Annotated in this window: 16 protein-coding genes and 1 pseudogene; 10 read left to right on the plus strand and 7 right to left on the minus strand. The window is 73.4% G+C overall.

Features of this window, described 5'->3' with window-relative positions; all coding sequences use genetic code 11:
* Positions 1–78: 78 nt before the first annotated feature.
* Positions 79–2,988, minus strand: coding sequence for an AfsR/SARP family transcriptional regulator (locus tag HUO13_RS24265; RefSeq protein ID WP_211897373.1), 2,910 nt, complete (start codon positions 2,986–2,988; stop codon positions 79–81).
* 189 nt (positions 2,989–3,177) lie between these two features.
* Between HUO13_RS24265 and HUO13_RS37680 the strand changes: the two are divergent.
* Positions 3,178–4,110 (plus strand): annotated as a pseudogene (locus tag HUO13_RS37680) (carboxylesterase/lipase family protein); the annotation flags it as partial.
* Between the two features lie 135 nt (positions 4,111–4,245).
* Positions 4,246–4,638, plus strand: coding sequence for a carboxylesterase family protein (locus HUO13_RS37685; protein WP_282976921.1), 393 nt, complete (start codon positions 4,246–4,248; stop codon positions 4,636–4,638).
* Positions 4,639–4,769: 131 nt separating this feature from the next.
* Here the strand turns inward: HUO13_RS37685 and HUO13_RS24275 are convergent, their stop codons facing one another.
* The 5 genes from HUO13_RS24275 to HUO13_RS24295 all read right to left on the minus strand — a co-directional run bounded on the left by HUO13_RS24275 (position 4,770) and on the right by HUO13_RS24295 (position 8,714).
* Positions 4,770–5,393 (minus strand): YbaB/EbfC family nucleoid-associated protein, encoded by a 624-nt coding sequence (locus HUO13_RS24275; RefSeq protein WP_211897374.1) that lies wholly within the window; start codon positions 5,391–5,393, stop codon positions 4,770–4,772.
* A gap of 34 nt (positions 5,394–5,427) precedes the next feature.
* The gene (locus tag HUO13_RS24280) at positions 5,428–5,745 is read right to left on the minus strand and encodes a type VII secretion target (RefSeq protein ID WP_211897375.1); all 318 of its coding nucleotides are present in this window, start codon (positions 5,743–5,745) and stop codon (positions 5,428–5,430) included.
* A 17-nt stretch (positions 5,746–5,762) separates the two neighbouring features.
* Positions 5,763–6,518: an ESX secretion-associated protein EspG gene (locus HUO13_RS24285; RefSeq protein ID WP_211897376.1), complete on the minus strand. Its 756-nt coding sequence runs from the start codon at positions 6,516–6,518 to the stop codon at positions 5,763–5,765.
* A gap of 2 nt (positions 6,519–6,520) precedes the next feature.
* Positions 6,521–8,191, minus strand: coding sequence for a PPE domain-containing protein (locus HUO13_RS38160; RefSeq protein WP_211897377.1), 1,671 nt, complete (start codon positions 8,189–8,191; stop codon positions 6,521–6,523).
* Positions 8,192–8,297: 106 nt separating this feature from the next.
* Complete coding sequence (locus HUO13_RS24295) at positions 8,298–8,714, minus strand: hypothetical protein (protein WP_211897378.1); 417 nt, start codon at positions 8,712–8,714, stop codon at positions 8,298–8,300.
* A 157-nt stretch (positions 8,715–8,871) separates the two neighbouring features.
* On the opposite strand from HUO13_RS24295, the gene HUO13_RS24300 reads away from it, so the two are divergent.
* On the plus strand, positions 8,872–11,640 hold the full coding sequence (locus HUO13_RS24300; protein ID WP_249124000.1) for an AfsR/SARP family transcriptional regulator: 2,769 nt from the start codon (positions 8,872–8,874) through the stop codon (positions 11,638–11,640).
* Here HUO13_RS24300 and HUO13_RS24305 read toward each other — a convergent pair.
* Complete coding sequence (locus tag HUO13_RS24305) at positions 11,579–12,769, minus strand: VanZ family protein (protein ID WP_249124001.1); 1,191 nt, start codon at positions 12,767–12,769, stop codon at positions 11,579–11,581. The two genes, HUO13_RS24300 and HUO13_RS24305, sit on opposite strands and share 62 nt — an antisense overlap.
* Positions 12,770–13,285: 516 nt before the next feature.
* Between HUO13_RS24305 and HUO13_RS24310 the strand changes: the two genes are divergently transcribed.
* From HUO13_RS24310 to HUO13_RS24340, 7 genes are all read left to right on the plus strand, one after another.
* Positions 13,286–13,813 (plus strand): general stress protein, encoded by a 528-nt coding sequence (locus HUO13_RS24310; protein WP_211897379.1) that lies wholly within the window; start codon positions 13,286–13,288, stop codon positions 13,811–13,813.
* A 52-nt stretch (positions 13,814–13,865) separates the two neighbouring features.
* Entirely contained in the window at positions 13,866–15,761 is a 1,896-nt protein-coding gene (gene dnaK, locus HUO13_RS24315; RefSeq protein ID WP_211897380.1) for a molecular chaperone DnaK, read from the plus strand.
* A gap of 8 nt (positions 15,762–15,769) precedes the next feature.
* Positions 15,770–16,282: a nucleotide exchange factor GrpE gene (locus HUO13_RS24320; protein WP_211897381.1), complete on the plus strand. Its 513-nt coding sequence runs from the start codon at positions 15,770–15,772 to the stop codon at positions 16,280–16,282.
* A gap of 6 nt (positions 16,283–16,288) precedes the next feature.
* Positions 16,289–17,206, plus strand: a complete 918-nt coding sequence (locus HUO13_RS24325; RefSeq protein ID WP_211897382.1) for a DnaJ C-terminal domain-containing protein — start codon at positions 16,289–16,291, stop codon at positions 17,204–17,206.
* Between the two features lie 2 nt (positions 17,207–17,208).
* Positions 17,209–17,535, plus strand: coding sequence for a chaperone modulator CbpM (locus HUO13_RS24330; protein WP_211897383.1), 327 nt, complete (start codon positions 17,209–17,211; stop codon positions 17,533–17,535).
* 16 nt (positions 17,536–17,551) lie between these two features.
* The gene (clpB, locus tag HUO13_RS24335) at positions 17,552–20,182 is read left to right on the plus strand and encodes an ATP-dependent chaperone ClpB (protein ID WP_211897384.1); all 2,631 of its coding nucleotides are present in this window, start codon (positions 17,552–17,554) and stop codon (positions 20,180–20,182) included.
* A gap of 102 nt (positions 20,183–20,284) precedes the next feature.
* Complete coding sequence (locus HUO13_RS24340) at positions 20,285–21,988, plus strand: PucR family transcriptional regulator (RefSeq protein ID WP_249124002.1); 1,704 nt, start codon at positions 20,285–20,287, stop codon at positions 21,986–21,988.
* The last annotated feature ends 70 nt before the right edge of the window (positions 21,989–22,058 follow it).

Below are 22,058 nucleotides of genomic sequence, written 5' to 3' on the forward strand. Positions count from 1 at the left end.
CACTGCGTGCTGGCGTGCGACGCTCCCAGGACGCTAACGGCGGGCGATGAAATCCTGATGAAACGGCGATCGCGCCGCTCAGCGGGGGCCGCACCGGTCCAGGCCGTCCAGGACGTCGGCACGCCACTGGGCGTGCCCGATGCCGTCCGCCAGCGCCAGCGCCTGCTCGAACTGCGCACGCGCCTCGGCCGGTCGCCCCGCCGCGAGGCAGGTGAGGCCGTAGCGGTAGCGGACCTCCAGCGAGACCAGGCCGGGCATCTCCTCGGAGACCCCGGCGAGCGCCCGGCGTTGCAGTCCGAGTGCCGCGTCCAGGTTTCCCAGCTCCTGCTCCGCCGTGCCCAGCCGCGTCAGGCAGCCGAGGTGCAGCATGACGTCCACGACCTGTTCGGCCAGTTCGGCGGCCTGCCGCAGTGCGATGGCGGCCTCGGCGAAGCGGCCGCGGGCCAGGTGGACACTCCCGGTGAAGCACAGCGTCCGGGCCGTCATCGCGGGATTTCCCAGCTTCTCGGCCAGCACGCGGAACTGCGCGAAGCGCGCGAGCGCCTCCTCGTGCCGCCCCTGCACGTGCTGTATGTAGCCGAGCTGGGAGGCGGCCCGCTCGACGAGCCAGGGGTCGTCCAGCTCGTCGGCCATGGTCATCACCTCGGTCAGCAGGCCGACCGCCTCGGTGTGGTCCCCCTCCGCCGCCGCGATCACCCCGAGGCCGGCCAGGGCCCTGGCCTCGTCGCGGCGGTCGCCCCGGCCGCCGCGGCACCGCATGGCGTCGGCGAACCAGTGGCGCGCCTGCTCCAGGCGGCCCTGCGTGAGGTCGACGTAACCGAGGCAGAACCGCAGCGCCGACGCCATCGGCTCGCCGGCGGTCCCGGCGGTCAGCGGCAGCGCGATCTCGATGGCGGACCGGCACTCGTGGTAGCGGCCCTGCCGGACGAGGTAGTCCGCCGCGCCCTCGACGATTCGGCACGCATGGCCGGGAAGTCCGGCGGCCGCGGCGTGGCCGACCACGTCGGTGAGGTCACCGGCAGCGTCCAACCAGGCCGACGCGTCCTCGCCGCCGCTGAACGGCGGCGGGTCCGGCCGGGACTCCGTCGCGTCGGCGGAGAAGTCCCACTCGCTAGCGCATCGGGTCGCAGTCACGTAGAGGTCCAGCAGCCTGGTGCGGGCCACCGCGACCTCCTCGGGATCCTGCGCGGCGAGGCGCCGCGCGAACACCGCGACCAGGTCGTGCAGCCGGTAGCGGCCGGCCGCCGGCTCCTGCACCAGGTTGGTGTCCACCAGGCGTTCCAGCACGCGTTCGGCCTCGTACCGGGCCCAACCCAGCATCGCCGCCACCGCGAGCCCGTCCAGCTCGGGCGACGGAGCCAGGCCCAGCACGCGGAACGCGCGTCGCTCGGTCGCCGGGAGCTGCTGGTAGGAAATCCGGAAGGCGGCCTCGACGCTGCGGTCCTCGGCGGTCAGCTCACCGAGCCGGTTCCCGTCGTCGGCCAGCCGCGCCACCAGGTCCCGGTACGTCCACATCGGACGGTTCTGCAGCCGGGCCCCTGCGATGCGCAACGCGAGCGGCAGCCGGCCGCACAGCCGAGCGAGCTCCCGCACGGCCTGCTGCTCACCACCGGAGCGCGCGCTGCCCACCATGCGGTCGAGCAACACCTCGGCGGAACCGAGGCCGAGCGGCCCCAGGGAAATCCGGTTGCCCGCGTCCAGTCCCGTCAGCCGCTGCCTGCTGGTCACCAGCACCTTGCTGCCCGGTCCGGACGGCAGCAGCGGGCGCACCTGCTCGGCGCCGGAGGCGTCGTCGAGCAACAGCAGCAACCGCAGCGCGGCGGTCGCCGACCGCCAGCAGGCGGCGAGCTCGTCGAGGTCGTCCGGGACACCGCGCTCGTCGAAACCGACCGAGCGCAGCAGCCTGCGCAGAACCCGTTGCGCCGTCAGCGCATCCCGGCCGTCGCTGTGCCCGTGCAGATCGACGAACAGGCAGCCGTCGGGGAAGCGCGCGCGCACCGAGCGCGCCGCACGCACCGCGAGCGCGGTCTTGCCCGCGCCGGCGACGCCGTCCACCGCGTCCACGGACACCGTCCCAGCGGCGACCGGTGCGGTGAGCACGGCGAGTTCCTGGTCGCGCCCCACCAGCTCGACGGTGTCCACCGGGAGTTCGTCGCGGACGACGCGGCGCGCTCCTGCGGGCCGCCCGGGCGGTTCGCCCGGCGGGCGGGTGGCGAGAGCGGTGTCATCGCCGCGCAGCACGGCCTGGTGCACCGCGCGCACTTCCTCCCCCGGCTCGACGCCGAGTTCTTCCACCAGGCGCCGCCGCAGCTCGGCGAACACCGACAGCGCGTCCGCCCGGCGTCCCCCGGCGTGCAGCGCGCGGATCAGCAACGCCGCGAGCGTCTCGTCGTGCGGGTGCGCGGCGGTCAACGCCGACAACTCGCCGATGGCGTCGGCGGGGCGGTTCAGGCGCAACAGCCATTCGAGTTTCCGCTGCGACAGGGCGATCCGGCGCTCCGCCAGGCGCCGCCGCTCCCCCGCCGCGAACGGCCCGGGCAGCCCGGCCAGCGGCTCGCCCTCGTACAGCGCGAGCGCGCGGTCGTAGCCGTCCACCGCCGCGGTGAGATCTCCGGACAGCGCGGCCACGTCCGCCTCGGCGACGGTCTGTTCCAGCAGCGCCGCATCAACCGGGACGCCACGGCTGCGGAAGCGGTACCCGCCCCGGTCGCCACAGATCACGGCGGGCTCCGGGCCAGCACCGCGCAGGCACTTGCGAAGCCGGTAGACGTATCCGGGCACGACCTTGAGACCCGTACCCGGCGGTTCGTCGCCCCACACGCCGTCGAGCAGCTCCCGCTGGCTGACCGTCACGTCCGGCCGCAGGACCAGCCCGGCCAGGAACGCCTGCTGGCGAACCGGACCGAGGTCCAGCCGCTCGGCACCGCGCCACGCCCGCAGCGGACCGAGGACGGCGAACCGGAGCCGCCGCTCGGCGTCAGATCCCATCGCGGTCCGCGACGACGGGGTTCGCGGTCGTCGTCAGCCGCGAACGCACCGCACACCGCGACGGGACCGGAAACATGATCGGAGTATACGCGGCGCGGTCGCTCCACGCGGCCGTTTCCGGGGCAACGGCCGCTACCCCCGGTGCCGGAATCGCGCGCCACACAACGGACATTCCGGTATATGTGGTTCATGGACGTGATCGTGCGAACCGGATCCGGGCGTGTGCGTGGTTCCTCCGCCGACGGCGTGAACGTGTTCAAGGGGATTCCCTACGCCGCCGCGCTGGATGGGCCTGCCCGGTTCCAGGCGCCGCTGCCCGCGCCCTCGTGGGAGGGCGTGCGGGACGCGACCGCGTTCAGCGCGGCCGTGCCGCAGGAGGCAGTGCCGATGCCGGGACAGGTGTCGCCCTAAAAACCCGGCGACAGCACCGAATGCCTGACCGTCAACGTCTGGAGCCCGGACGTGGGTGCGCGCGGGTTGCCGGTCCTGGTGTGGATCCACGGCGGCATGTTCATGCACGGCTCCTCGGCCAGTCCCGCCTACGACGGCACCGTGCTGGCACGCGAGGGCGTGGTGTTCGTGTCCCTGAACTACCGCGTGGGCTACGAGGGTTTCGGCTGGGTCGCCGACGCACCGGCCAACCGCGGCCTGCTGGACCAGGTCGCGGCGCTGCGCTGGGTGCGCGACAACATCGCCGGCTTCGGTGGCGACCCCGGCAACGTCACCGTCGCCGGGCAGTCCGCCGGTGCCGGCTCGGTGGTCGCGCTGGTCGGCAGTCCCGCCGCGCGCGGCCTGCTGCGTAGGGGGATCGCCCAGAGCGTCGGCGGGCTGTTCGTCCCGGAGGCCGAGGCGCGGGCGGTGGCCGAGATGGTCGCCGAGCAGCTCGGTGTCTCCCCCACCGCGGCGGAACTGGGCTCACTTCCCCCGGAGGCGATCCACGGCGCGCAGTCCACGCCGATGGCCGCGATCACCGCCGATCCGGCGGCGTGGACGAACTCGCACACGCCGTACGCGCCGATGTTCGGCGACGACGTGCTGGAGCGGCGCCCGTGGGAGGCGCTGCGCGCCGGTGCCGGGCGCGGGATCGACCTGATCGCCGGGTTCACCCGCGACGAGTGCCGCGTGTTCGCCGCCGGCCTCGACCTCTCCGGCAGCGATCCGGTCGCCGTGGCGCGCGGCATGCGGCTGGCGCCGGAGGCCGTGCCCCGGTACCGGGCCGCGCATCCCGGCATCTCCAACGCCGGCCTGCACGAGCTGATGCTCACCGACTCGCTGTTCCGCATGCCGACGCTGTGGTGCGCCGAAGGGCACGCCGAGGCGGGTGGGAAGACCTACCTCTACGAGTTCGCCTGGCCCACGCCCGTGCTCGACGGCGCGTACGGCGCCTGCCACTCCCTCGACGTGCCGTTCCTGTTCGGCGTCCTCGACGACGAGATCGGCCGTCCCATCCTGGGCGACCCCGCACCGGCCGGTTTCGAGGTGCTGTCGGCACAGCTACACCGGGCCTGGACGTCGTTCGCGACCAGCGGTGACCCCGGATGGCCGCGGTTCGGCACCGACTGGCGCCTGGCCCGCTCCTGGAACGTGCCGGTCGAGGTGGTCAGCGACCCCGCCGGGGCGTCGCGCCGCATCTGGCGCGAGCACGCCTGACCCGCACGGAACACCGGGAGCGCAGGTCAGTCTCCCGCGGCGGGGAAACCGGAAGCCCACGTTCGTCCCGCGGCACGGAACACCGGGAGCGCACGCCAGTCTCCCTCGGCGCGGAGCCGCGGGAGTGCGCGTCAGTCCCGCAGCGGGTCGAAGTCCGGACCGAAGTCGCCGTCGTCGTAGTCGTCGAACTGCGACCGCTTCGGCTGCTGCTGCGGCGGTGTCCCCGGCTTCGGCGGCGTCGCCGACGGGCCGGACGGGCCGCCGGACGGGTTCGGCGCCGCCGGCGGCGGCTTCGGAGCGTCGTCCTCGGGGGCGTCCCACTTCGACGAGGTCTCCTGCTCCGGCTCCTCCGGCTGCTCCGGGAAACGCTCGCGCAGGTTGTCCAGCATCATCGACCGCGTCTGCATGTCCTCGTCACCGAGCTGCGCGGCCATCGTCTCCCCGACCCGGCTCGCGATGTCGGCCTGCGCCCGATGCATCGTGGCCAGGATCTGCGCGGCCAGCTCCGACGGCGCCATCGAGCGGACCTTGTCGGTGAACTCCAGGTCCGTCACGCTGCCGTCGGCGCGCACGGTGACCTTGATCCGGCCGTCCGGGCTCGCGGCGGTCAGCCGCAGCCGCTCGGTCTGCTCCTGCACCGCCTGGTAGCGCTCGGCCTTCTCGGCGAAGCCCTGCGCCCACTCCTGGATGCGCCGCTGCGCCTCCTCGGGGTCCGCGCCGATCGCGGCGAACCCACCTCGGCTCTCGCCGGGCATTGCTCAACCTCCTCCTACCGCGGCCGAACCGCGCTCAGGCCTGATCGTGGGCCTTCAGCAGCGGATCGAACGACACGGCGTTGCCGTCGTCGGTGTCCAGGTACTGCTTCGCCGTGCTGCGGATGTTGTCCGCCGTCGCGCTGACGCCCTCGCTGGCGGCCTTCAGCGCGTCCATCCCCTTCTGCTCCATCGGGTTGACGATCGGAGGCAGGAACGAGCACAGCAGGCCATAGGCCTCGTCGGACATGCTCACCGTCTCGGCCGCCGAGATCGCGGTCTTCAACCGGTCGGTCAACCCGTCCAGATGGCTGCCGTGGGCCGTGAGCTCCTCGGCGGTGACCTCGAAAGTCATGGTTGCTCCCTCCTGCCTCAGGCGACCGCGGACAGCACGTCGGCGAGGCGGTGCTCGATGCGCCGGTTGTCGGCCGGGGTGATGCTCAGCCAGGAGCCCTCGCTGGTCATCAGGTACCGGCCCTGGAAGGTGTCGAACCAGTTGACCAGCGTCGAGGCCCGCATCGACCGGTGCGAGACCCCGAACTGGCCACCGGCGCAACGGCTGTTGACCAGCTCGGTGAACGTAGCCGCGTCCTGCGCCGAAAGACCTGCCCGCGTCAGCGCGACCTCCTCGTCGAGGTCACCGCCGAAGGGGTCCTCGTCGTCCTCGGCGAGCGCCCTGGTGAGCGTGTCGCGGGGCATCGACACCCCTCGCAACTGGCCTGGTTCGCCGGGGGGCAGCACGCCCACGATCGACATCGCCAGCGCGGTGGGCCGGATCTCGGTCAGCGACACCTCGTCCGCGGCGACCTGGGCGAGCACGCCGGTGTTGCGGTCGGCGGCCGCCAGCGCCCGGACGGGACGGCGCAAGTGGCCGACCGCGTCCACCGACGTGTCGTGGTCTGTCAGCAGCCGCAGCAGCTGCTCCAGCCTGGGGTCGAGCTGCCGCCCGTCGGCGAGTCCGCGCCCGGACAGCGCCCGGAACGCCTCGTCGGCGAGCTCGGAGCGCTCCTCCATCGTCATCCCCTGGCTGGGCACCTCGAGCGGGAACGGAGGCCGCCCCAGGCCCAGCGCGTCGTGGACGAGGTCGAACTCGGCGGCCGACAACGCGAAATCCGGCCTCGCGGACATGCTCACCCCTGGTCCTGCTTCTTCTTGCGCTTGCCCTCACCGATCACCGGCGGCGGCAGGTCGGCGCCGGGGACCTCCACGACCGGGCCGCCCTCGACGTACTTGCTGGAGCGCTGCTGGTCGTCGTCGCCCCGGCCGCGCTGGCCCATGGCCCCGGGCGCCATCCCGCCGCCCATCGCACCGGCTCCGGATCCTCCGGACTGGCCGGGCGCGCCTCCACCCCTGCCACCGGGGACGCCCTCTCCGCGGCCGACACCCGTCACGCCACCCGTGCCGGAGGTCCCGCCGCGCATGCCCGGACCGCCCGCCGCACCGGAACCGGCACCGCCCGCACCGCCGCCGGCACCGCCGCCCGCACCACCGGAGCCGCCGAGCCCGCTGCCTCCGGGGCCGCCGGTGCTCGGGATCGGCGGGATCTGACCGCTCCAGCCGGCGCGCGGGCCACCGGGACCGCGCTGATCGCCACCCGGACCGCGCTTCCCGCCTCCGGGGTTGATGGGCTGGCCGCCGACGGTGGGACCGTCGGGCCCCTGGAAGGACCTCGGCTGGTGCGTGAAGTCCTGGCCCTGGTGGGGATTCGTGCTCGCCGGGTTGAACGTGGTGCCCTGCGAGGTCGTGCTGCTCGGCTCGAAGTCCCCGAGCCGGGGCGCTCCGCCCCCGCCGCGGTACGGACCGGACGAGGGGCCGCCGGCCTCCGGCCCGGACCCACCGCCGCCGTGCGGGGTTGCCGTCAGCGACGGTCCACCGCCCTGCGGACCGCCACCGCCGTGGGCGTTCGGCTGGAACTCCGACAAGGTCGGGACGTTCTGGTTGGGGCCACCGGGAGGACCACCGGGGGTGATCTCGCCGCCGGGGGGCGGGCCGCCAACGCCCGGGCCGCCCGGAGGCTGACCGCCGGGCGCCTGCTGGTTGAACGGCTGTCCGCCCGGCTGCTGCCCATCCGCCGGCGCGCCCGGACCCGCGGGGCCGCCGGCACCGCCCGGACCCTGTCCACCACCGGGGCCGCCCGCACCGCCGGGACCGCCCGCGCCGCCGCCCGGAGCGGCCGATCGCCCGAACATGTGGGGCTGTTCGTCCTGGAGCGGGTTCGGCGGCCGGGTGAAGCGCGGCGTGTCGGAGTCCACGACGCGGGACTCCTTCTCCATCCACGTCATGACCTCAACCGCCTGCTGGTGCGCGGTGCCGGACCGCTCGTGCAGGACCCGCGCGTCGGCGGAGGCCTTGTGGAAGGCTTCCATGTTGCCCGCGACGAAGGTTGCAGCGGCGAACTTCTCGAGGTTCTCGGCGCCCTCGACGGGTTCGGGCATCTGCGCCTTGGCGGTCTCCATGATCCGGCCCTGCGCCGAGATCCGCTCGCCCAGCGCACCGGCGGTCTCGCCGGCGGTCACGTTCCAGTCCGCCAGCTTCTGGATCGCCGACCGCGCGGCGGTGGCGGCTTCACCCTGCCAGCCGGACTCGGTGGCGCGCAGCCGTTCCCCCATCTGCTGGGCGGCCTCGGCCATCTCGCTGCTCAGCTTGCTCCACTGCTGGGCCAGCTCGCCGACTCGTCCCGGGTCGTTGGCGACGTGCACGGCCTCGTAGAGCTCGCGGTGGCTGCGCGCGGCCCAGTTCTGCGTCTCCCGCAACGCGTTGTCCGCGGCGGGCCCAGTCGGTGCTTGCGCTTCCGAGGGCATTTTCGGTCTCTTTCCTCAACTGCGGTGGCCGCCCCGGTGCGAGACGGCGGAGTCCGGATCGGCAGCGCGGGCCGGTGCCGTGCCCGCGGGCCGGCACCGGCCGCGGTCACTGGATGAGCTGCCGGAAGCTGTCGGCCGCGTGGGCGTCGACTTCGTGGTAGGTGCGCATGGCATCGCCAACCGCGTCCTGCGCCTCCTGCAGGACCTCGCGGTAGCGCCTGAGCACACCGGCGAAGGACGTCTCGTCACCGTCGGCCCGGCTCGCGAACTTCGCCGCCATGGCCGTGCCCACCGGGTTCTCGCCCATGGGTGCGTGGCGGGCGAGATCCCCCGTCTGCCGCAACCACGCGTCGACCTTGGCGATGTGCTCGTCGAGCATCGAGCGGATCCGCTCCCCCGCCGCAGGGTCGAGGCGCAGCTGCTGCGACTCCACCGCCCGCTTCAGGGTGCCGACCTCTGCCGCGGAGTTGGCCACCATCCGCGACGCCTGCTCCGCCGGAACGGCGGGCTCGCTCTCGCTCATGAATCTCCCCAGGACATGCGCATAACGCAGGTGATCATGCCGGTGCGCGCCAACGCGCCGCCAACGCGGCACCAACGCCGGATGGCGGGCCGCCTGATCAACAACGCCTTTATCAATTAACATGAGAAATCAACATGTTCTATGGGACGGGCCACTGATGCGGATTCGCTTGTTGGGCCCCGCGGAGCTGCTGCGGGCGGACGGGAGCACAGCCGGGCTCGGTGCCGCCAAACGGCGCAGCGTGCTGGCCGCGCTCGCCCTCGACCTGAACCGGGTCGTGTCCATGGACCGGCTGCTGGACGTGGTCTGGGAGGGCAGTCCGCCGCCCAGCGCGAAAGCCGCGCTGCAGGGCCACATCGCCCAGTTGCGCAAGGTCCTCGGCGACGGCGTGGAGCTGGTCACCCGTTCGCCCGGCTACCAACTGGTCGCCGACCGCTCGCAGCTCGACCTGACCCGGTTCGAGGACCTGCTCGCCGAAGCCAGGACGGCGCCCGACACCGAAGCGGTGGAGCTGCTGCGCACCGCACTGGCGTTGCGGCGCGGGCCGGTGCTCGCCGACGTCCCCGCGGAGCGGCTGCGCCGGGTGGTCTCGGCGCGGATGGAGGAGTCGGTGGTCACCGCCATCCAGGAGCTCGGCGGGCGACTGCACCGGCTCGGCCGCACCGCCGAGGGCATCGACCTGCTCCACGAGGCGGTCGCGCTGCGTCCGCTGCGCGAGCCGCTGGTCGAGCTGCTGGTGCTGAGCCTGCACCACGCCGGCAGACAGGCCGAGGCGCTGAACGTCTACCACGACACGCGCACCCGCCTCGCCGACGAGCTCGGGGTCGACCCCGGAATCGAGCTGCGGCAGGCGTTCCACACCGTTCTCACCGCCCACGACGAGCCCGAGCCGACCGCGCCGAAGTGCGTACCGCTGCAACTTCCCAGGGAGAACAGGGGTTTCGCCGGTCGCGAGGCCGAACTGGCGAAGCTGGGGCCGAGCGGGTGCGCCGACGGCGCGATCCGCATCCTGGTCGGGCCGGCCGGGGTGGGCAAGACCGCGCTCGCGCTGCGCTGGGCGCACCAGGTGGCCGCGCAGTTCCCGGACGGGCACCTTTTCGCCGACCTGCGGGGATTCGACGAGACCGAGCCGGTCTCCCCCGAGCAGGTGCTCACCAGGTTCCTGCGCGCGCTGGGGGTGCCCGACGCGCGCATCCCCGCCGACCCCGACGAACGCGCCGCGCTGTACCGCTCGGCGGTGGCGGGCCGCCGCATGCTGGTGGTGCTCGACAACGCGCGTTCGGCCGCGCAGGTACGTCCGCTGCTGCCCGGCTCCTCCAGCTGCGCGGTGCTGGTGTCCAGCCGCAGCCGGCTGGACGACCTGGCGGCCACCGAGGGCGCGGTGCGGGTCACCGTGCCGGCGCTGAGCCGCGACGAGGCCGTCACCGTGCTCGGCCTGGTGCTCGGCGCGGACCGGGTCGCCGCCGAACCCGCGGCGGCGGCCGAGCTGGCCGAGCTGTGCGACCGGCTGCCGCTGGCCCTGCGCGTCGCCGCCGCCCGCGGGAGCAGCCATCCGAACGGCACGCTCCGGGCGGTGGTCGAGACGTTCTCCGACGAGCGCCACCGGCTCCGCCGGCTCTCACTGCCGGATTCCGGCACCGCCGTGCGGACCGCGCTCGCGTGGAGCTACCGCAGGCTCGACGCCGCCTCCGCCCGGCTGTTCCGGAGGCTCGCCGAGCATCCGGGAACCGACGTGGACCGCGCCGCGGCGGCCGCGCTGGCCGGTACCACCGTCGCGGAGGTGCAGCCCCAGCTCGAAAGCCTCATTTCGGTGCACCTGCTGCACAAAACCGCTCCGGAACGCTACGCGAGGCACGACCTCGTCCGGCTCTACACCACGGCGGCCGCCGAGGATGAGCCCGCGGCCGAACGGGATGCCGCAGCCGAACGGCTGCTGGACTATTACCTGCACACCGCAGACGCCGGCCGCCGGCTGGTCACCGATGAGGCGTGGCGGCCGGCGACGCGCGTCGCACGCCCGCCCGCGGAGTTCCCGGAGCTGACCACGGTGCGGGAAGCGCTCGAGTGGTTCCGCGCCGAGGAGAACAACCTGCGCCGGGCGCTCGCGCTGGCCCGCGCCCGCGGCGACCAGGACCGGGCGTGGCGGCTGGCGCTGTGCCTGGAACGGTTCCAGCACCACCTCGGCGATCTCACCGGGCAGGCCGAAGCCGCCCGGCTCGGTCTGTCGGCCGCTCGCGAGCTCGGCGACAGCCAGGCGCAGGCGGTCTTCCACGTTCGCGTCGGGGAGAACCTGGTCCGGTCCGGCCGGGCGGGCGAAGCCGTGGCGCACGGCGAGCAGGCCGTCCGGCTGGGCCGGGACCAACCGCACGACGCGTGCAACGCGATGCTCGGCCTGGGCTGCTTCCTGCACGCGGCGGGCAGGCCCGCCGAGGCGCTGGCGCGGCTGACCAGGTCGATCGAGGTCGCCGGAGCGGTCGGCAACGTCGCGGTCGAGGCGCACGCACTGCTCGGCAAGGCGTGGGTGCACCAGGCCGAGGGCGAGCGCGCCGACGCGATGGACGCGCTGCGGCGGTCCGTGGAACTGGCCTCCGACAACGGGCCCCAGGTGCACGGCGCCGCGGTGATGCTGATCGCGGGCGAGGTCGTCCGCGAGCTCGGCGAGCACGACAATGCGTTGCGCATGTTCTCCCGCGGGCTCTCGGCCGCCAGGGACACCGAGGACCTCGTCTTCCAGGCCAGGCACCACCGGGCGATCGGCAACACGCTGGCGCACCTGGGGAGCAGGGCCGCCGCGGTGCCGCACTGGACGCGGGCGGAACGGCTCCGCGCCGCGCTCGGCCTGCCGGACGGCGGCGACGCCGGCCTCAACGGGACGCGCGGGTACCGGCCTCATCCGCACGGCTTCCCCGAACTGGCGTGCACCTGAGCCCGCGGTCCGCTTCCCGTGGCGCCGGCGGGGCGGTTCGCGACCTGATCCGGGCGTCGACCACGCACAAGCCGGTCAGCCGCCCGGAAAGTCCGCGGTGGTCCGGCGTCCTGAGCACGCCCCATCCGTGGACCGCGGCCCAGAGGAGGGTGAGCGGTAGCCACAGCCCCGGGAATCCGGCGGCGTGCAGCGCCCCCTGCGCCAGCCCCAGCCCGCCGACGCCCACCAGCCACCGGCAGACCACGGCGGTGGCGGGCGGCCGCACACCGGGCGGACGTGCCGAGCGCAGGAGCGCCGCGCGCTGCCCGAGGGTGCTGCCACCAACGGCCAGCGCGAGCAGGAGCAGCAACAGCGCTGGGCCGATCCAGAGCGCGGTCGGCTCCAGCCACGGCAGGTCACCCAGCACGCCGTGGTTCCGGGCGAAGGCGAGGACGCGGCGCGCGGCACCGCCGGTCCACCACAGCAGCAACAGGTCGCACGACATCCCGGTCAGCCGCCGGAAACGGCTCACCGGGCGCGGGAAGTCGCGCGGCACAGCGCTGACCCGCCCCGGAACCAGGCGCACGGCGGGTGCCGCGATCCGGCCGGCCAGCGCGCCCGCGGTGTTGGCGATCAGGTCGTCGACGTCGAACAGCCGGTACGGGCACGGGTAGAGGCCCCAGACTCCGGTGAGCTGGGTCAGCTCGATCGCCAGCGACACCGCGAAGCCGAGCACGCCGACGCGCAGGAGCCCCAGCCGCAGCGACCGGCGCAGCAGTACTCCGAGCGGCACGAACAGAACGACGTTGAGCGCGAACTGCTGGACCGAGCCGTTGGTTGCCAGCAGATGGGCCGCCTCCTGCCAGCTCGCAGGCCGGCGCACCCCGTCGAAACCCGCCAGGGGCACCCACTGCGGCCGGAGCCGGCCGAAGATCTCGCAGAATCCGTCGATCACCGGAGGGAACGGGCTCAGGACGAAGCACGCGAGCGCGAGCACGTACAGCAGCGCGGCGAACCGCAGTATCGCCGTACCCGCACCGAGCTCGCCGTGCCTGCGGTACTCGCGCACTACGAACGGGACGAAGAACACCACGGCCAGCACCACGGCGAACGCCATGGCGAGGACCGCTGGGGTGACCCGGCTGCTCACCTCTACCTCCTGGTGACGCCGCCCGCGGCGGTCACCGCGGCTGCGGTGCGCCTGCCGGCGGCTCAGGCGGGATTCCTCCGCGAGGAGGGCCGGGTTTCCCGTCCTGGCTTCTGCGACTTTCCTCGACCGCCCGCGCTGCCGGAAGGCCCGGCGGCGGGCGTGCGGTCGGCTACTCCAGCGAAACGATCATCGGCGCCGCACCTCAGCCGACGCGCGTCGAACGAGCGTGCCCCGGCCGCCCGGGGCAGGCCCGACACCCGGGCTTGCCTGTGTCCGCAGGCCGAATCTCCCGCGGCATTTTCGTCCCCGCAGGCGCACGCGGGCACGCGGTTCCGGCGTGCACGCTGGAGGTGGACAGGACGGCTCGGACCGCGATCAGGTCGCAGGGCCAGCCCCGTGCTGCGGCGTGCGGGCGATCCGGCGCGGTGCGCGAGCCGAACACCGACGCGGCGATGCGCAGGGCGCGGCGACGCAAAGGGCACTCGCGCTCCGCCGCCGTGTGCGGAGGAGTTCGCGATGTCAGAGCAGCAGTCGCCCGCACCCGGCACGGGAGATGCGCCGGAGCAGCGCCAGGCGCGACGTCCGGTCGCGACCTACGACACCTACGCCGAAGCCGAGCGCGCCGTCGACCACCTTTCCGACCAGCACTTCCCGGTGGAACGGGTGGCCATCGTCGGCCACGACGTCAAGCTCGTCGAACAGGTCGTCGGCAGGCTGAACTACGGCCGGGCAGCGGCACACGGCGCCGGCGGCGGCGCTCTGACCGGCGTGCTGTTCGGCTGGATCTTCGGGCTGTTCAGCTGGATCCAGCCGTTGCTCGCGAGCTTCACCCTCGCCTTGTACGGGCTCGTGTTCGGCGCGGTCATCGGCGCCCTGATCGGCCTGCTGATGCACGCCATGCAGGGCGGCCGCCGCGACTTCTCGGCGGTGCGCGCGATGGAGCCGAGCCGCTACGAGGTCCTCGTGGACACCGAGGTCGCCGACGAGGCGGCCAGGTTGTTGCAGCAGTTCCGGAACCCGCAGCCCGGCGGCGCGGCGGGCTGACGGCGCGCGCCGCCCGCCCCGCGTCCCCAAGACTCGTCGGCAGGAGAACGTCATGGCCAAAGCCGTCGGTATCGACCTCGGTACCACCAACTCCGTGATCGCGGCCTGGGAAGGGGGCGAGGCCACCGTCATCCCGAACGCCGAAGGCTCGCGGACGACGCCGTCCGTCGTCGGTTTCACCGACTCCGGCGAGCGGCTCGTGGGCCAGCTCGCCCGCAGGCAGGCGATCCTGAACCCGAAGGGCACGATCTACTCGGCGAAGCGCTTCATCGGCCGCCGCTTCGACGAGGTGAGCAGCGAGGCGGAGGCGGTCGCCTTCGACGTCGTCGAGGGAAGCGGTGGCCTGGCGCGGTTCGACGTGCGGGGAAAGCAGTACGCGCCCGAGGAGATCAGCGCGCAGGTGTTGCGCAAACTCGCCGACGACGCGGGCAAGTCGCTCGGGGAACGGGTGACCGAGGCCGTGATCACCGTGCCCGCCTACTTCAACGACGCCCAGCGGACGGCGACCAAGGACGCCGGGCGCATCGCGGGGCTGGAAGTGCTGCGGATCATCAACGAACCGACCGCCGCCGCCCTGGCCTACGGCCTGGACAAGCGGGGGCACGAGACGGTCCTGGTGTTCGACCTCGGCGGCGGCACCTTCGACGTCAGCATCCTCGACGTCGGCGACGGCGTGGTGGAGGTCCGCTCCAGCGCCGGTGACGGCCACCTCGGCGGCGACGACTTCGACCGCAGGCTCGTCGACCACCTCGCCGACGAGTTCCAGCGCGACAACGGCATCGACCTGCGCAACGACCCCCAGGCGCTGCAACGCCTCTTCGAGGCCGCGGAGAAGGCCAAGGTCGAGCTCAGCTCGGTGTCGCAGACGCAGGTGAGCCTGCCGTTCATCACCGCCGACGCCAGTGGCCCCAAGCACCTGCAGTCCACGATCATGCGCTCCACCTTCGAGCAGCTGACCACCGACCTGGTGCAGCGGTGCCTGGACCCGGTCAAGCGGGCGATGGGCGATGCCAGGATCACCGAGAACGACATCGACGAGGTCATCCTGGTCGGCGGGTCCACGCGGATACCGGCCGTGCAGGCGCAGGTGCGCAAGCTCACCGGCGGCAAGGACCCCAACATGAGCGTCAACCCCGACGAGGTCGTCGCGCTGGGCGCCGCGGTGCAGGCGGGCGTGCTCAAGGGCGAGGTCCAGGACGTGCTCCTGCTCGACGTCACGCCGCTGTCGCTGGGCGTGGAGACCCGTGGCGGCGTGATGACCAAGCTCATCGAGCGCAACACCACGATCCCCGCGCGCCGCGCCGAGGTGTTCTCCACCGCCGAGGACAACCAGTCCGCGGTGGACGTCGTCGTGCTGCAGGGCGAGCGCGAACGTGCGGCCGACAACCGGGTCCTCGGGCGGTTCCGGCTGGAGAACATCCGCCCCGCGCCGCGCGGGGAGCCGCAGGTCGAGGTCACCTTCGACGTCGACGCCAACGGCATCCTGAGCGTGACCGCGCGCGACAAGGACACCGGCGCCGAGCAGAGCATCACCATCAGCGACAGCTCGAACCTCGACAAGGGCGAGGTCGAGCGGATGGTGTCCGAGGCCGAGCGCAACCGCGACGAGGACCAGCGGCTGCGCGCGGCGGTCGAGGCGCGCAACGAGCTCGACTCCGCCGCCTACCAGGTGGAGAAGCAGCTCGAGGAGCTGGGCACCGCCGCGCCGGAGAACGAGCGCGCCCGCGCCGAGATCCTGGTCGACGAGGCGCGCGAGGCGGTCCGCGACGAGGCGCAGCCGGACCGGGCCCGGCCGCTGACCGACGACCTGCGGCAGATCTTCCAGAGCCTGGCCAGCCGTGCCGGCGCCGGCGCCGGAGCGGGGGCGGCGTCCGGTGGCGGGCAGGGCGGCGGCCACGGGGACGGCGGCGGTGACGACGTCGTCGACGCCGACTTCGAACGGACGTGAGGTCTGGTATGACGACATCACCGCGCGAGCCCGACACCGAGCAGCCCGAGCCGGAGGAGCAGGCCGGGGAGCGGGAGGCCGAGCGGGCCACGCCGGACGTCGCGGAGCTGGAGGACCGCCTGCGCCGGGCGCTGGCCGACATCGAGAACCTGCGCAAGCGCCACGCCCGCGAGCTGGAGCGCGTGCGCGCCGAGGAGCGCGCGAGGGCCACCGCCGCCTGGCTGCCGGTGCTGGACAACCTCGAGCTCGCGCTCGCCCACGCCGAGGCCGACCCGGCCTCCATCGTCGAGGGGGTGCGGGCGATCCGGGACCAGGCGGTGGACCTGCTCACCCGGCTCGGCTACCCGCGGCAGGACGAGGTCGGTGTTCCCTTCGACCCGAACCTGCACGAGGTCGTCGAGGTCGTCTCCGACTCCGACGCCGAACCCGGCACCGTGGTCGGCGTCCGGCGGCCCGGCTACGGCGACGTCGGCAACCAGCTGCGGCCCGCGGGTGTCGCGGTCACCCGCCGGCAGGGGTGAGCGGCGATGGCGGGCGACTACTACGAGGTGCTCGGGGTGTCCCGCGACGCGAGCGCGGAGGAGATCCAGCAGTCCTACCGCAAGCTCGCCCGCCGCTACCACCCCGACGTGAACTCCGACCCGCAGGCCGAGGAGCGGTTCAAGGAGATCAACGAGGCCTACGACGTGCTCTCCGATCCCGAGACCCGCAAGCGCTACGACCGCTTCGGGCCGGACTTCCGCTCCGTCCCCGAGGACTGGGAGGAACGCGTCGGCGCCGGGTTCGGTGGCGGCGGACCCCGGCACCAGCGAGGTGGTGGCGGCGTGCGGTTCACCACCGGGGGCGTCGGCGACGTCGACTTCGAGGACCTGTTCGGCAGCATGTTCGGGGCCCGCGGCGCGGCGGGACCGATCCCGGGCGCCGACCAGGAGGCCGAGCTGCCGCTGACGGTCGAGGAGGCGTACCGGGGCGGGACGCGCACGATCACGCTGTCGGGCCCGGACGGCCAGCGCGAGTACCGGGTGAACGTGCCCGCAGGCGCGGTCGACGGCCAGCGGATCCGGCTCGCCGGGCAGGGCGGCCGGGGCGGCGGGCAGGGCCCGGCAGGCGACCTCTACCTCGTGGCGCGCATCCGGCCGCACCGCCGCTACCGGATTTCCGGGCACGACATCCACGTCGACCTGCCCGTCACGCCGTGGGAGGCGGCGCTGGGCGCCACGGTGCCGCTCACCACCCCTGGCGGGGAGGCGAAGGTGACCGTGCCCGCCGGCTCGTCCAGCGGGCGCCGGCTGCGGTTGCGGGGCGAGGGGATGCCCCGGACCCGCGGCGCTCCCGGCGACCTCTACGCCGAGATCCGCGTGGTGGTGCCGCCGGACCCGACACCGCGTGAGCGCGAGCTGTTCGGCCGGCTCGCCGCCGAGTCCACCTTCGACCCGCGGAGATGACCATGACCGTCCCTCCCCCGGATCACCGCCACGCCCGCTACGAGCTGGCCCTACCGCACCGGCTGAGCCTGGAGACCACGGCGCGGCGCGCCGGGCTGCACCCGGAGCTGGTCCGCCGGCTCGTCTCGCTCAGCCTGCTGGAGGCCACCCGCGACGCCGACGGGACGCTGTGGTTCGCCGAGACCGCGCCGGTCGCGCTCGCCCGGATCCAGCGGCTGCGCGCGGGGCTGTGCCTGAACTACGCCGCGATCGGGGTCGTGCTCGACCTGCTCGACCGCATCGCGCGCATGGAGGTCGAGCTCCGGTCCCGTCCCGCCGCCCCGGGCTGACGAGAGGTGATCCACGATGGACATGAACCGGCTGACCCAGAAGTCGCAGGAGGCGCTGCAGGCGGCCCAGAGCATCGCCACCGAGCTGGGGCACACCGAGGTCGACGGCGAGCACCTGCTGCTGGCGCTGATCGACCAGTCCGAGGGCGTGGTGCCCCGCGCCATGGAGCAGGCGGGAGCCGACGTCGCCGCGCTGCGCGCCGACGTCGAGAGCGACCTCTCCCGGCGGGCCAGGGTCACCGGGCCGGGCGCGACGCCCGGGCAGGTCCACGTCACGCAGCGGCTCTCCCGCGTGCTCGACGCCGCCGAGCGCGAGGCCAAGCGGCTCAAGGACGAGTACGTCTCGGTGGAGCACCTGGCGCTGGCGCTGGTCGAGGAGGGCTCGGCGAGCCAGGCCGGCAGGCGCCTGGCCGAGCACGGCCTGACCCGCGAGTCGTTCCTGGGCGCGCTGACCGGCATCCGCGGCAGCCAGCGCGTCACCTCCGCCACGCCCGAGGGCGCCTACGAGGCGCTGGACAAGTACGGCCGGGACCTGGTCGACGAAGCCCGCAAGGGCACGCTCGACCCGGTGATCGGCCGCGACGCCGAGATCCGGCGGGTCGTCCAGATACTCAGCCGCAAGTCGAAGAACAACCCCGTGCTCATCGGCGATCCCGGCGTCGGCAAGACCGCGATCGTGGAGGGGCTCGCGCAGCGGATCGTGCACGGCGACGTGCCGGAGGGCCTGCGGGACAAGACCGTCTTCGCACTCGACATGGGTTCGCTGGTGGCAGGCGCGAAGTACCGCGGCGAGTTCGAGGAGCGCCTCAAGGCCGTGCTGGGCGAGGTGAAGGCCGCCGAGGGGCGCATCCTGCTGTTCGTCGACGAGCTGCACACCGTGGTCGGCGCGGGTGCGGCCGAGGGCGCGATGGACGCCGGGAACATGCTCAAGCCGATGCTGGCGCGCGGCGAGCTGCACATGATCGGCGCCACGACGCTGGACGAGTACCGCAAGCACGTCGAGACCGACGCCGCGCTGGAGCGGCGCTTCCAGATCGTGCTGGTCGACGAGCCGTCGGTCGAGGACACCGTCTCGATCCTGCGCGGCCTGCGCGAGCGCCTGGAGGTCTTCCACGGCGTGAAGATCCAGGACGGCGCGCTGGTGGCCGCGGCGACGCTGAGCCACCGCTACATCAGCGACCGGTTCCTGCCCGACAAGGCGATCGACCTCGTCGACGAGGCGTGCGCGCGGCTGCGCACCGAGATCGACTCGATGCCCGCCGAGCTCGACGAGCTCACCCGGCGGGTGACGCGGCTGGAGATCGAGGAGGCGGCGCTGTCCAAGGAGTCCGACCAGGCGAGCGCGTCCAGGCTGGAGGAGCTGCGCAGGGAGCTGGCCGACCTGCGCGGCGAGACCGATGCCAAGCACGCCCAGTGGGAGGCCGAGCGGCGGGCGATCAGGCGGGTTCAGGAGCTGCGGCAGGAGCTGGAGCAGTTGCGCCGCGAGGCCGAGGAGGCCGAACGCAACTACGACCTCAACCGCGCCGCCGAACTGCGCTACGGCCGGATCACCGAGCTGGAACGCAGGCTGGCGGCCGAGGAGGAGCAGCTCGCGTCCAAGCAGGGCGACCACCAGCTGCTCCGGGAGGTCGTCACCGCCGAGGAGATCGCCGAGATCGTGGCGGCCTGGACGGGCATCCCGGTGGCCCGCCTGCAGGAGGGCGAGCGCGAGAAGCTGCTGCGCCTCGACGAGATCCTGCGGCAGCGGGTCATCGGCCAGGACGAGGCCGTGCAGCTGGTGGCCGACGCCATCATCCGCGCGCGCTCCGGCATCCGGGACCCGCGGCGGCCGATCGGCTCGTTCGTCTTCCTCGGCCCGACCGGTGTCGGCAAGACCGAGCTGGCCAGGACGCTGGCGGCGAGCCTGTTCGACAGCGAGGAGAACATGGTCCGGCTCGACATGAGCGAGTACCAGGAGCGCCACACCGTCAGCAGGCTCGTCGGCGCGCCCCCGGGCTACGTCGGCTACGAGGAGGGCGGGCAGCTCACCGAGGCGGTGCGGCGCAAGCCGTACTCGGTGGTGCTGTTCGACGAGATCGAGAAAGCGCACCCGGACGTCTTCAACACGCTGCTGCAGGTGCTCGACGACGGCCGCATCACCGACGCCCAGGGGCGCACGGTCGACTTCCGCAACACCGTCATCATCATGACCTCCAACATCGGGTCGGAGTACCTGCTCGACGGTGTCGCGGGCGGCGAGATCAAGCCCGAGGTCCGCGAGCGGGTGATGGCCGAGCTGCGCCGGCACTTCCGCCCCGAGTTCCTCAACCGGATCGACGACATCGTGCTGTTCCGGCCGCTGTCGCTGCCGGAGATCGAGCGGATCGTGGACCTGCAGTTCGACGAGCTGCGCGCCCGCCTCGCCGAGCACCGCACGACGCTGGCGGTCACCGAGGAGGCCCGCAGGCTCATCGCCGAGCAGGGGTTCGACCCGGTCTTCGGGGCGCGTCCGCTGCGCCGCTTCATCGCCCACGAGGTGGAGACGCGGATCGGGCGGGCGATGCTGCGCGGCGACTTCCGGGAGGGCGGCGCCGTCGTCGTCTCGGTGCGCGACGACGAACTGCAGGTCGGCTACGAACCGGCCGCCGAGCCCGCTCGGGCGGCCTGACCTGGAGCCGCACGGCGCAAGGAGCACGTGCCTGAGCTGCCGACGCAACCGCGCGCTCGTAGTCTGCACCCAGGGAGCCGGAGGCGGCCCGGGGATGCAGCCATGGAGAACACGAACTTCGTTCCGAAACCAGCGGGCAACAACGGCCGGGATGTGGTGCTGGACTCCCACCTGCACCAGCTGTTCGAGCTGTCAATGTCGATGTTCGAGCACATCGACGCCGAGAGCATCCTGCGCCTGGCGATGTCGTCGGTGCCCACCCTCGGCTCGTACCGGGCACTGGCCGGTTATCTGGAACGCCGCGGTGAGCTGGTCGAGTTCCGGCCAGGACGCGACCGGGTCCCCGCCTCGCTCACCGACCAGCTCGGCGCACTGCGCGGGAAGGACGGACCGGTCCTCGCGGCGGGCTCGGCGTGGGCGTGGGCCTTCGCCCTGCGGCGTCCCGGCGGGCTGGGCGGCTACCTCGTGCTCACCGGCCCCGGCGAGCCGGCAGGCCACGAGCGGTTCCTGCTCGACGTCCTCACCCAGCAGACCGCCGCGGCTCTGGCCAATGCCTCGTTCCTGCAGGTCGAGCGGGAGCACGCGATGCACCTCAGCAGGCTCAGCGAGGACCTGGCGGTCATGAACCGGCGGCTCACCAGCACCGTCGAGGACCTGCGGCGCCGGGCGACCATCCACGAGACCTTCACCCGTATCGCGGCATCCGACGGTGGCGAGGACGAGATCGCCGCCACCCTGCACCAGCTGACCGGCAGCGCGGTGGCCGTCGAGGACCGATTCGGCAACCTGCTGGCGTGGGCCGGTCCGGGCGGGCCGGACCCGCATCCGCAGCCCAACGGCACGCGGGAGGAGACCCTCAGGCGCGCGGCGGCCCGCAACGGCGTCGTGCGCGACCGCAACCGCCTGCTGATCCTGGCCCAGCCCCGGCACGAGATCCTCGGCGTCATCGCGCTGTTGGATCCGGGCCCGACCGAGGACGCGCACGTCGTCCACGCGATGGAGCACGCGGCGCTGGCGCTGGCGCTGCGGCTGACCCACGCCCGCAACCTGGCCGAGACGGAGCTGCGGCTGCGTCGCGACCTGGTCGAGGACCTCGTCGCCGGGGTCGAGGACCAGAGCGTCTTCGCCCGCTCCGAGGCGGTCGGCCACAACCTGCACGGGCCGCACTACGCGATCGCGGTCCAGTGGCCCGGCGCCGGGTCCGAGGACGAGCTCGCCGCCGCCGCGCAGCGGGCGGTGCAGCGGACCGGCATGTCGAGCCTGGTCTCCAGGCGGTCGGAAGCGGTGATCCTGTTCAACAGCGGCAGGCCCGACGGCGAGGGCTTCTACCGGGCGCTGGCCGAGGAGATCGGCAGCGACCGCGGCGCGATCGGGGTCGGCGGACGTTGCGACGCCCCGGGGGAGTTCCCGCGCTCGTTCCGGGAGGCGTTGCGCTCCATGCGGATCCGCCAGCAGTCCCGCGAGTGCCACGGGATCACGTTCTTCGACGAGATCGGGCTGTACCGGGTCCTCGGCCAGGGCGAGGGCGGCGCCGACATCGAGGCGTTCGTGCGGGAGTGGATCGGCCGGCTCGTCGACTACGACCGCGCGCACCACTCGAACCTGGTGAACACGCTGTCGCAGTACCTGGAATGCGGCGGCAACTACAACGCCGCGGCCAACGCGCTGGTGATCCACCGGAGCACGCTGCGGTACCGGCTGCGCCGCATCAGGGAGATCTCGGGCATCGACCTGGGCGAGGTCGACAACCGGCTGAACCTGCACGTGGCGACCCGCGCGTGGCGGGTCATGGACCTGCCCGCCTGAGCGCACCGCGCACCCCGCGCCCGGTCAGCGGACCATCCGCGCGGTCGATGCGAAACCACAGGCGAGCCGC

This window comes from Saccharopolyspora erythraea (assembly GCF_018141105.1).
GTDB lineage: Bacteria > Actinomycetota > Actinomycetes > Mycobacteriales > Pseudonocardiaceae > Saccharopolyspora_D > Saccharopolyspora_D erythraea_A.

Excerpts from the sequence above, each read along its gene's own strand:
- HUO13_RS24265 (WP_211897373.1), bottom strand. The coding sequence starts at position 2,988 with ATGGGATCTGACGCCGAGCGGCGGCTCCGGTTCGCCGTCCTCGGTCCG.
- HUO13_RS37685 (WP_282976921.1), top strand. The coding sequence starts at position 4,246 with ATGCTCACCGACTCGCTGTTCCGCATGCCGACGCTGTGGTGCGCCGAA.
- HUO13_RS24275 (WP_211897374.1), bottom strand. The coding sequence starts at position 5,393 with ATGCCCGGCGAGAGCCGAGGTGGGTTCGCCGCGATCGGCGCGGACCCC.
- HUO13_RS24280 (WP_211897375.1), bottom strand. The coding sequence starts at position 5,745 with ATGACTTTCGAGGTCACCGCCGAGGAGCTCACGGCCCACGGCAGCCAT.
- HUO13_RS24285 (WP_211897376.1), bottom strand. The coding sequence starts at position 6,518 with ATGTCCGCGAGGCCGGATTTCGCGTTGTCGGCCGCCGAGTTCGACCTC.
- HUO13_RS38160 (WP_211897377.1), bottom strand. The coding sequence starts at position 8,191 with ATGCCCTCGGAAGCGCAAGCACCGACTGGGCCCGCCGCGGACAACGCG.
- HUO13_RS24295 (WP_211897378.1), bottom strand. The coding sequence starts at position 8,714 with ATGAGCGAGAGCGAGCCCGCCGTTCCGGCGGAGCAGGCGTCGCGGATG.
- HUO13_RS24300 (WP_249124000.1), top strand. The coding sequence starts at position 8,872 with ATGCGGATTCGCTTGTTGGGCCCCGCGGAGCTGCTGCGGGCGGACGGG.
- HUO13_RS24310 (WP_211897379.1), top strand. The coding sequence starts at position 13,286 with ATGTCAGAGCAGCAGTCGCCCGCACCCGGCACGGGAGATGCGCCGGAG.
- dnaK (WP_211897380.1), top strand. The coding sequence starts at position 13,866 with ATGGCCAAAGCCGTCGGTATCGACCTCGGTACCACCAACTCCGTGATC.
- HUO13_RS24320 (WP_211897381.1), top strand. The coding sequence starts at position 15,770 with ATGACGACATCACCGCGCGAGCCCGACACCGAGCAGCCCGAGCCGGAG.
- HUO13_RS24325 (WP_211897382.1), top strand. The coding sequence starts at position 16,289 with ATGGCGGGCGACTACTACGAGGTGCTCGGGGTGTCCCGCGACGCGAGC.
- HUO13_RS24330 (WP_211897383.1), top strand. The coding sequence starts at position 17,209 with ATGACCGTCCCTCCCCCGGATCACCGCCACGCCCGCTACGAGCTGGCC.
- clpB (WP_211897384.1), top strand. The coding sequence starts at position 17,552 with ATGGACATGAACCGGCTGACCCAGAAGTCGCAGGAGGCGCTGCAGGCG.
- HUO13_RS24340 (WP_249124002.1), top strand. The coding sequence starts at position 20,285 with ATGGAGAACACGAACTTCGTTCCGAAACCAGCGGGCAACAACGGCCGG.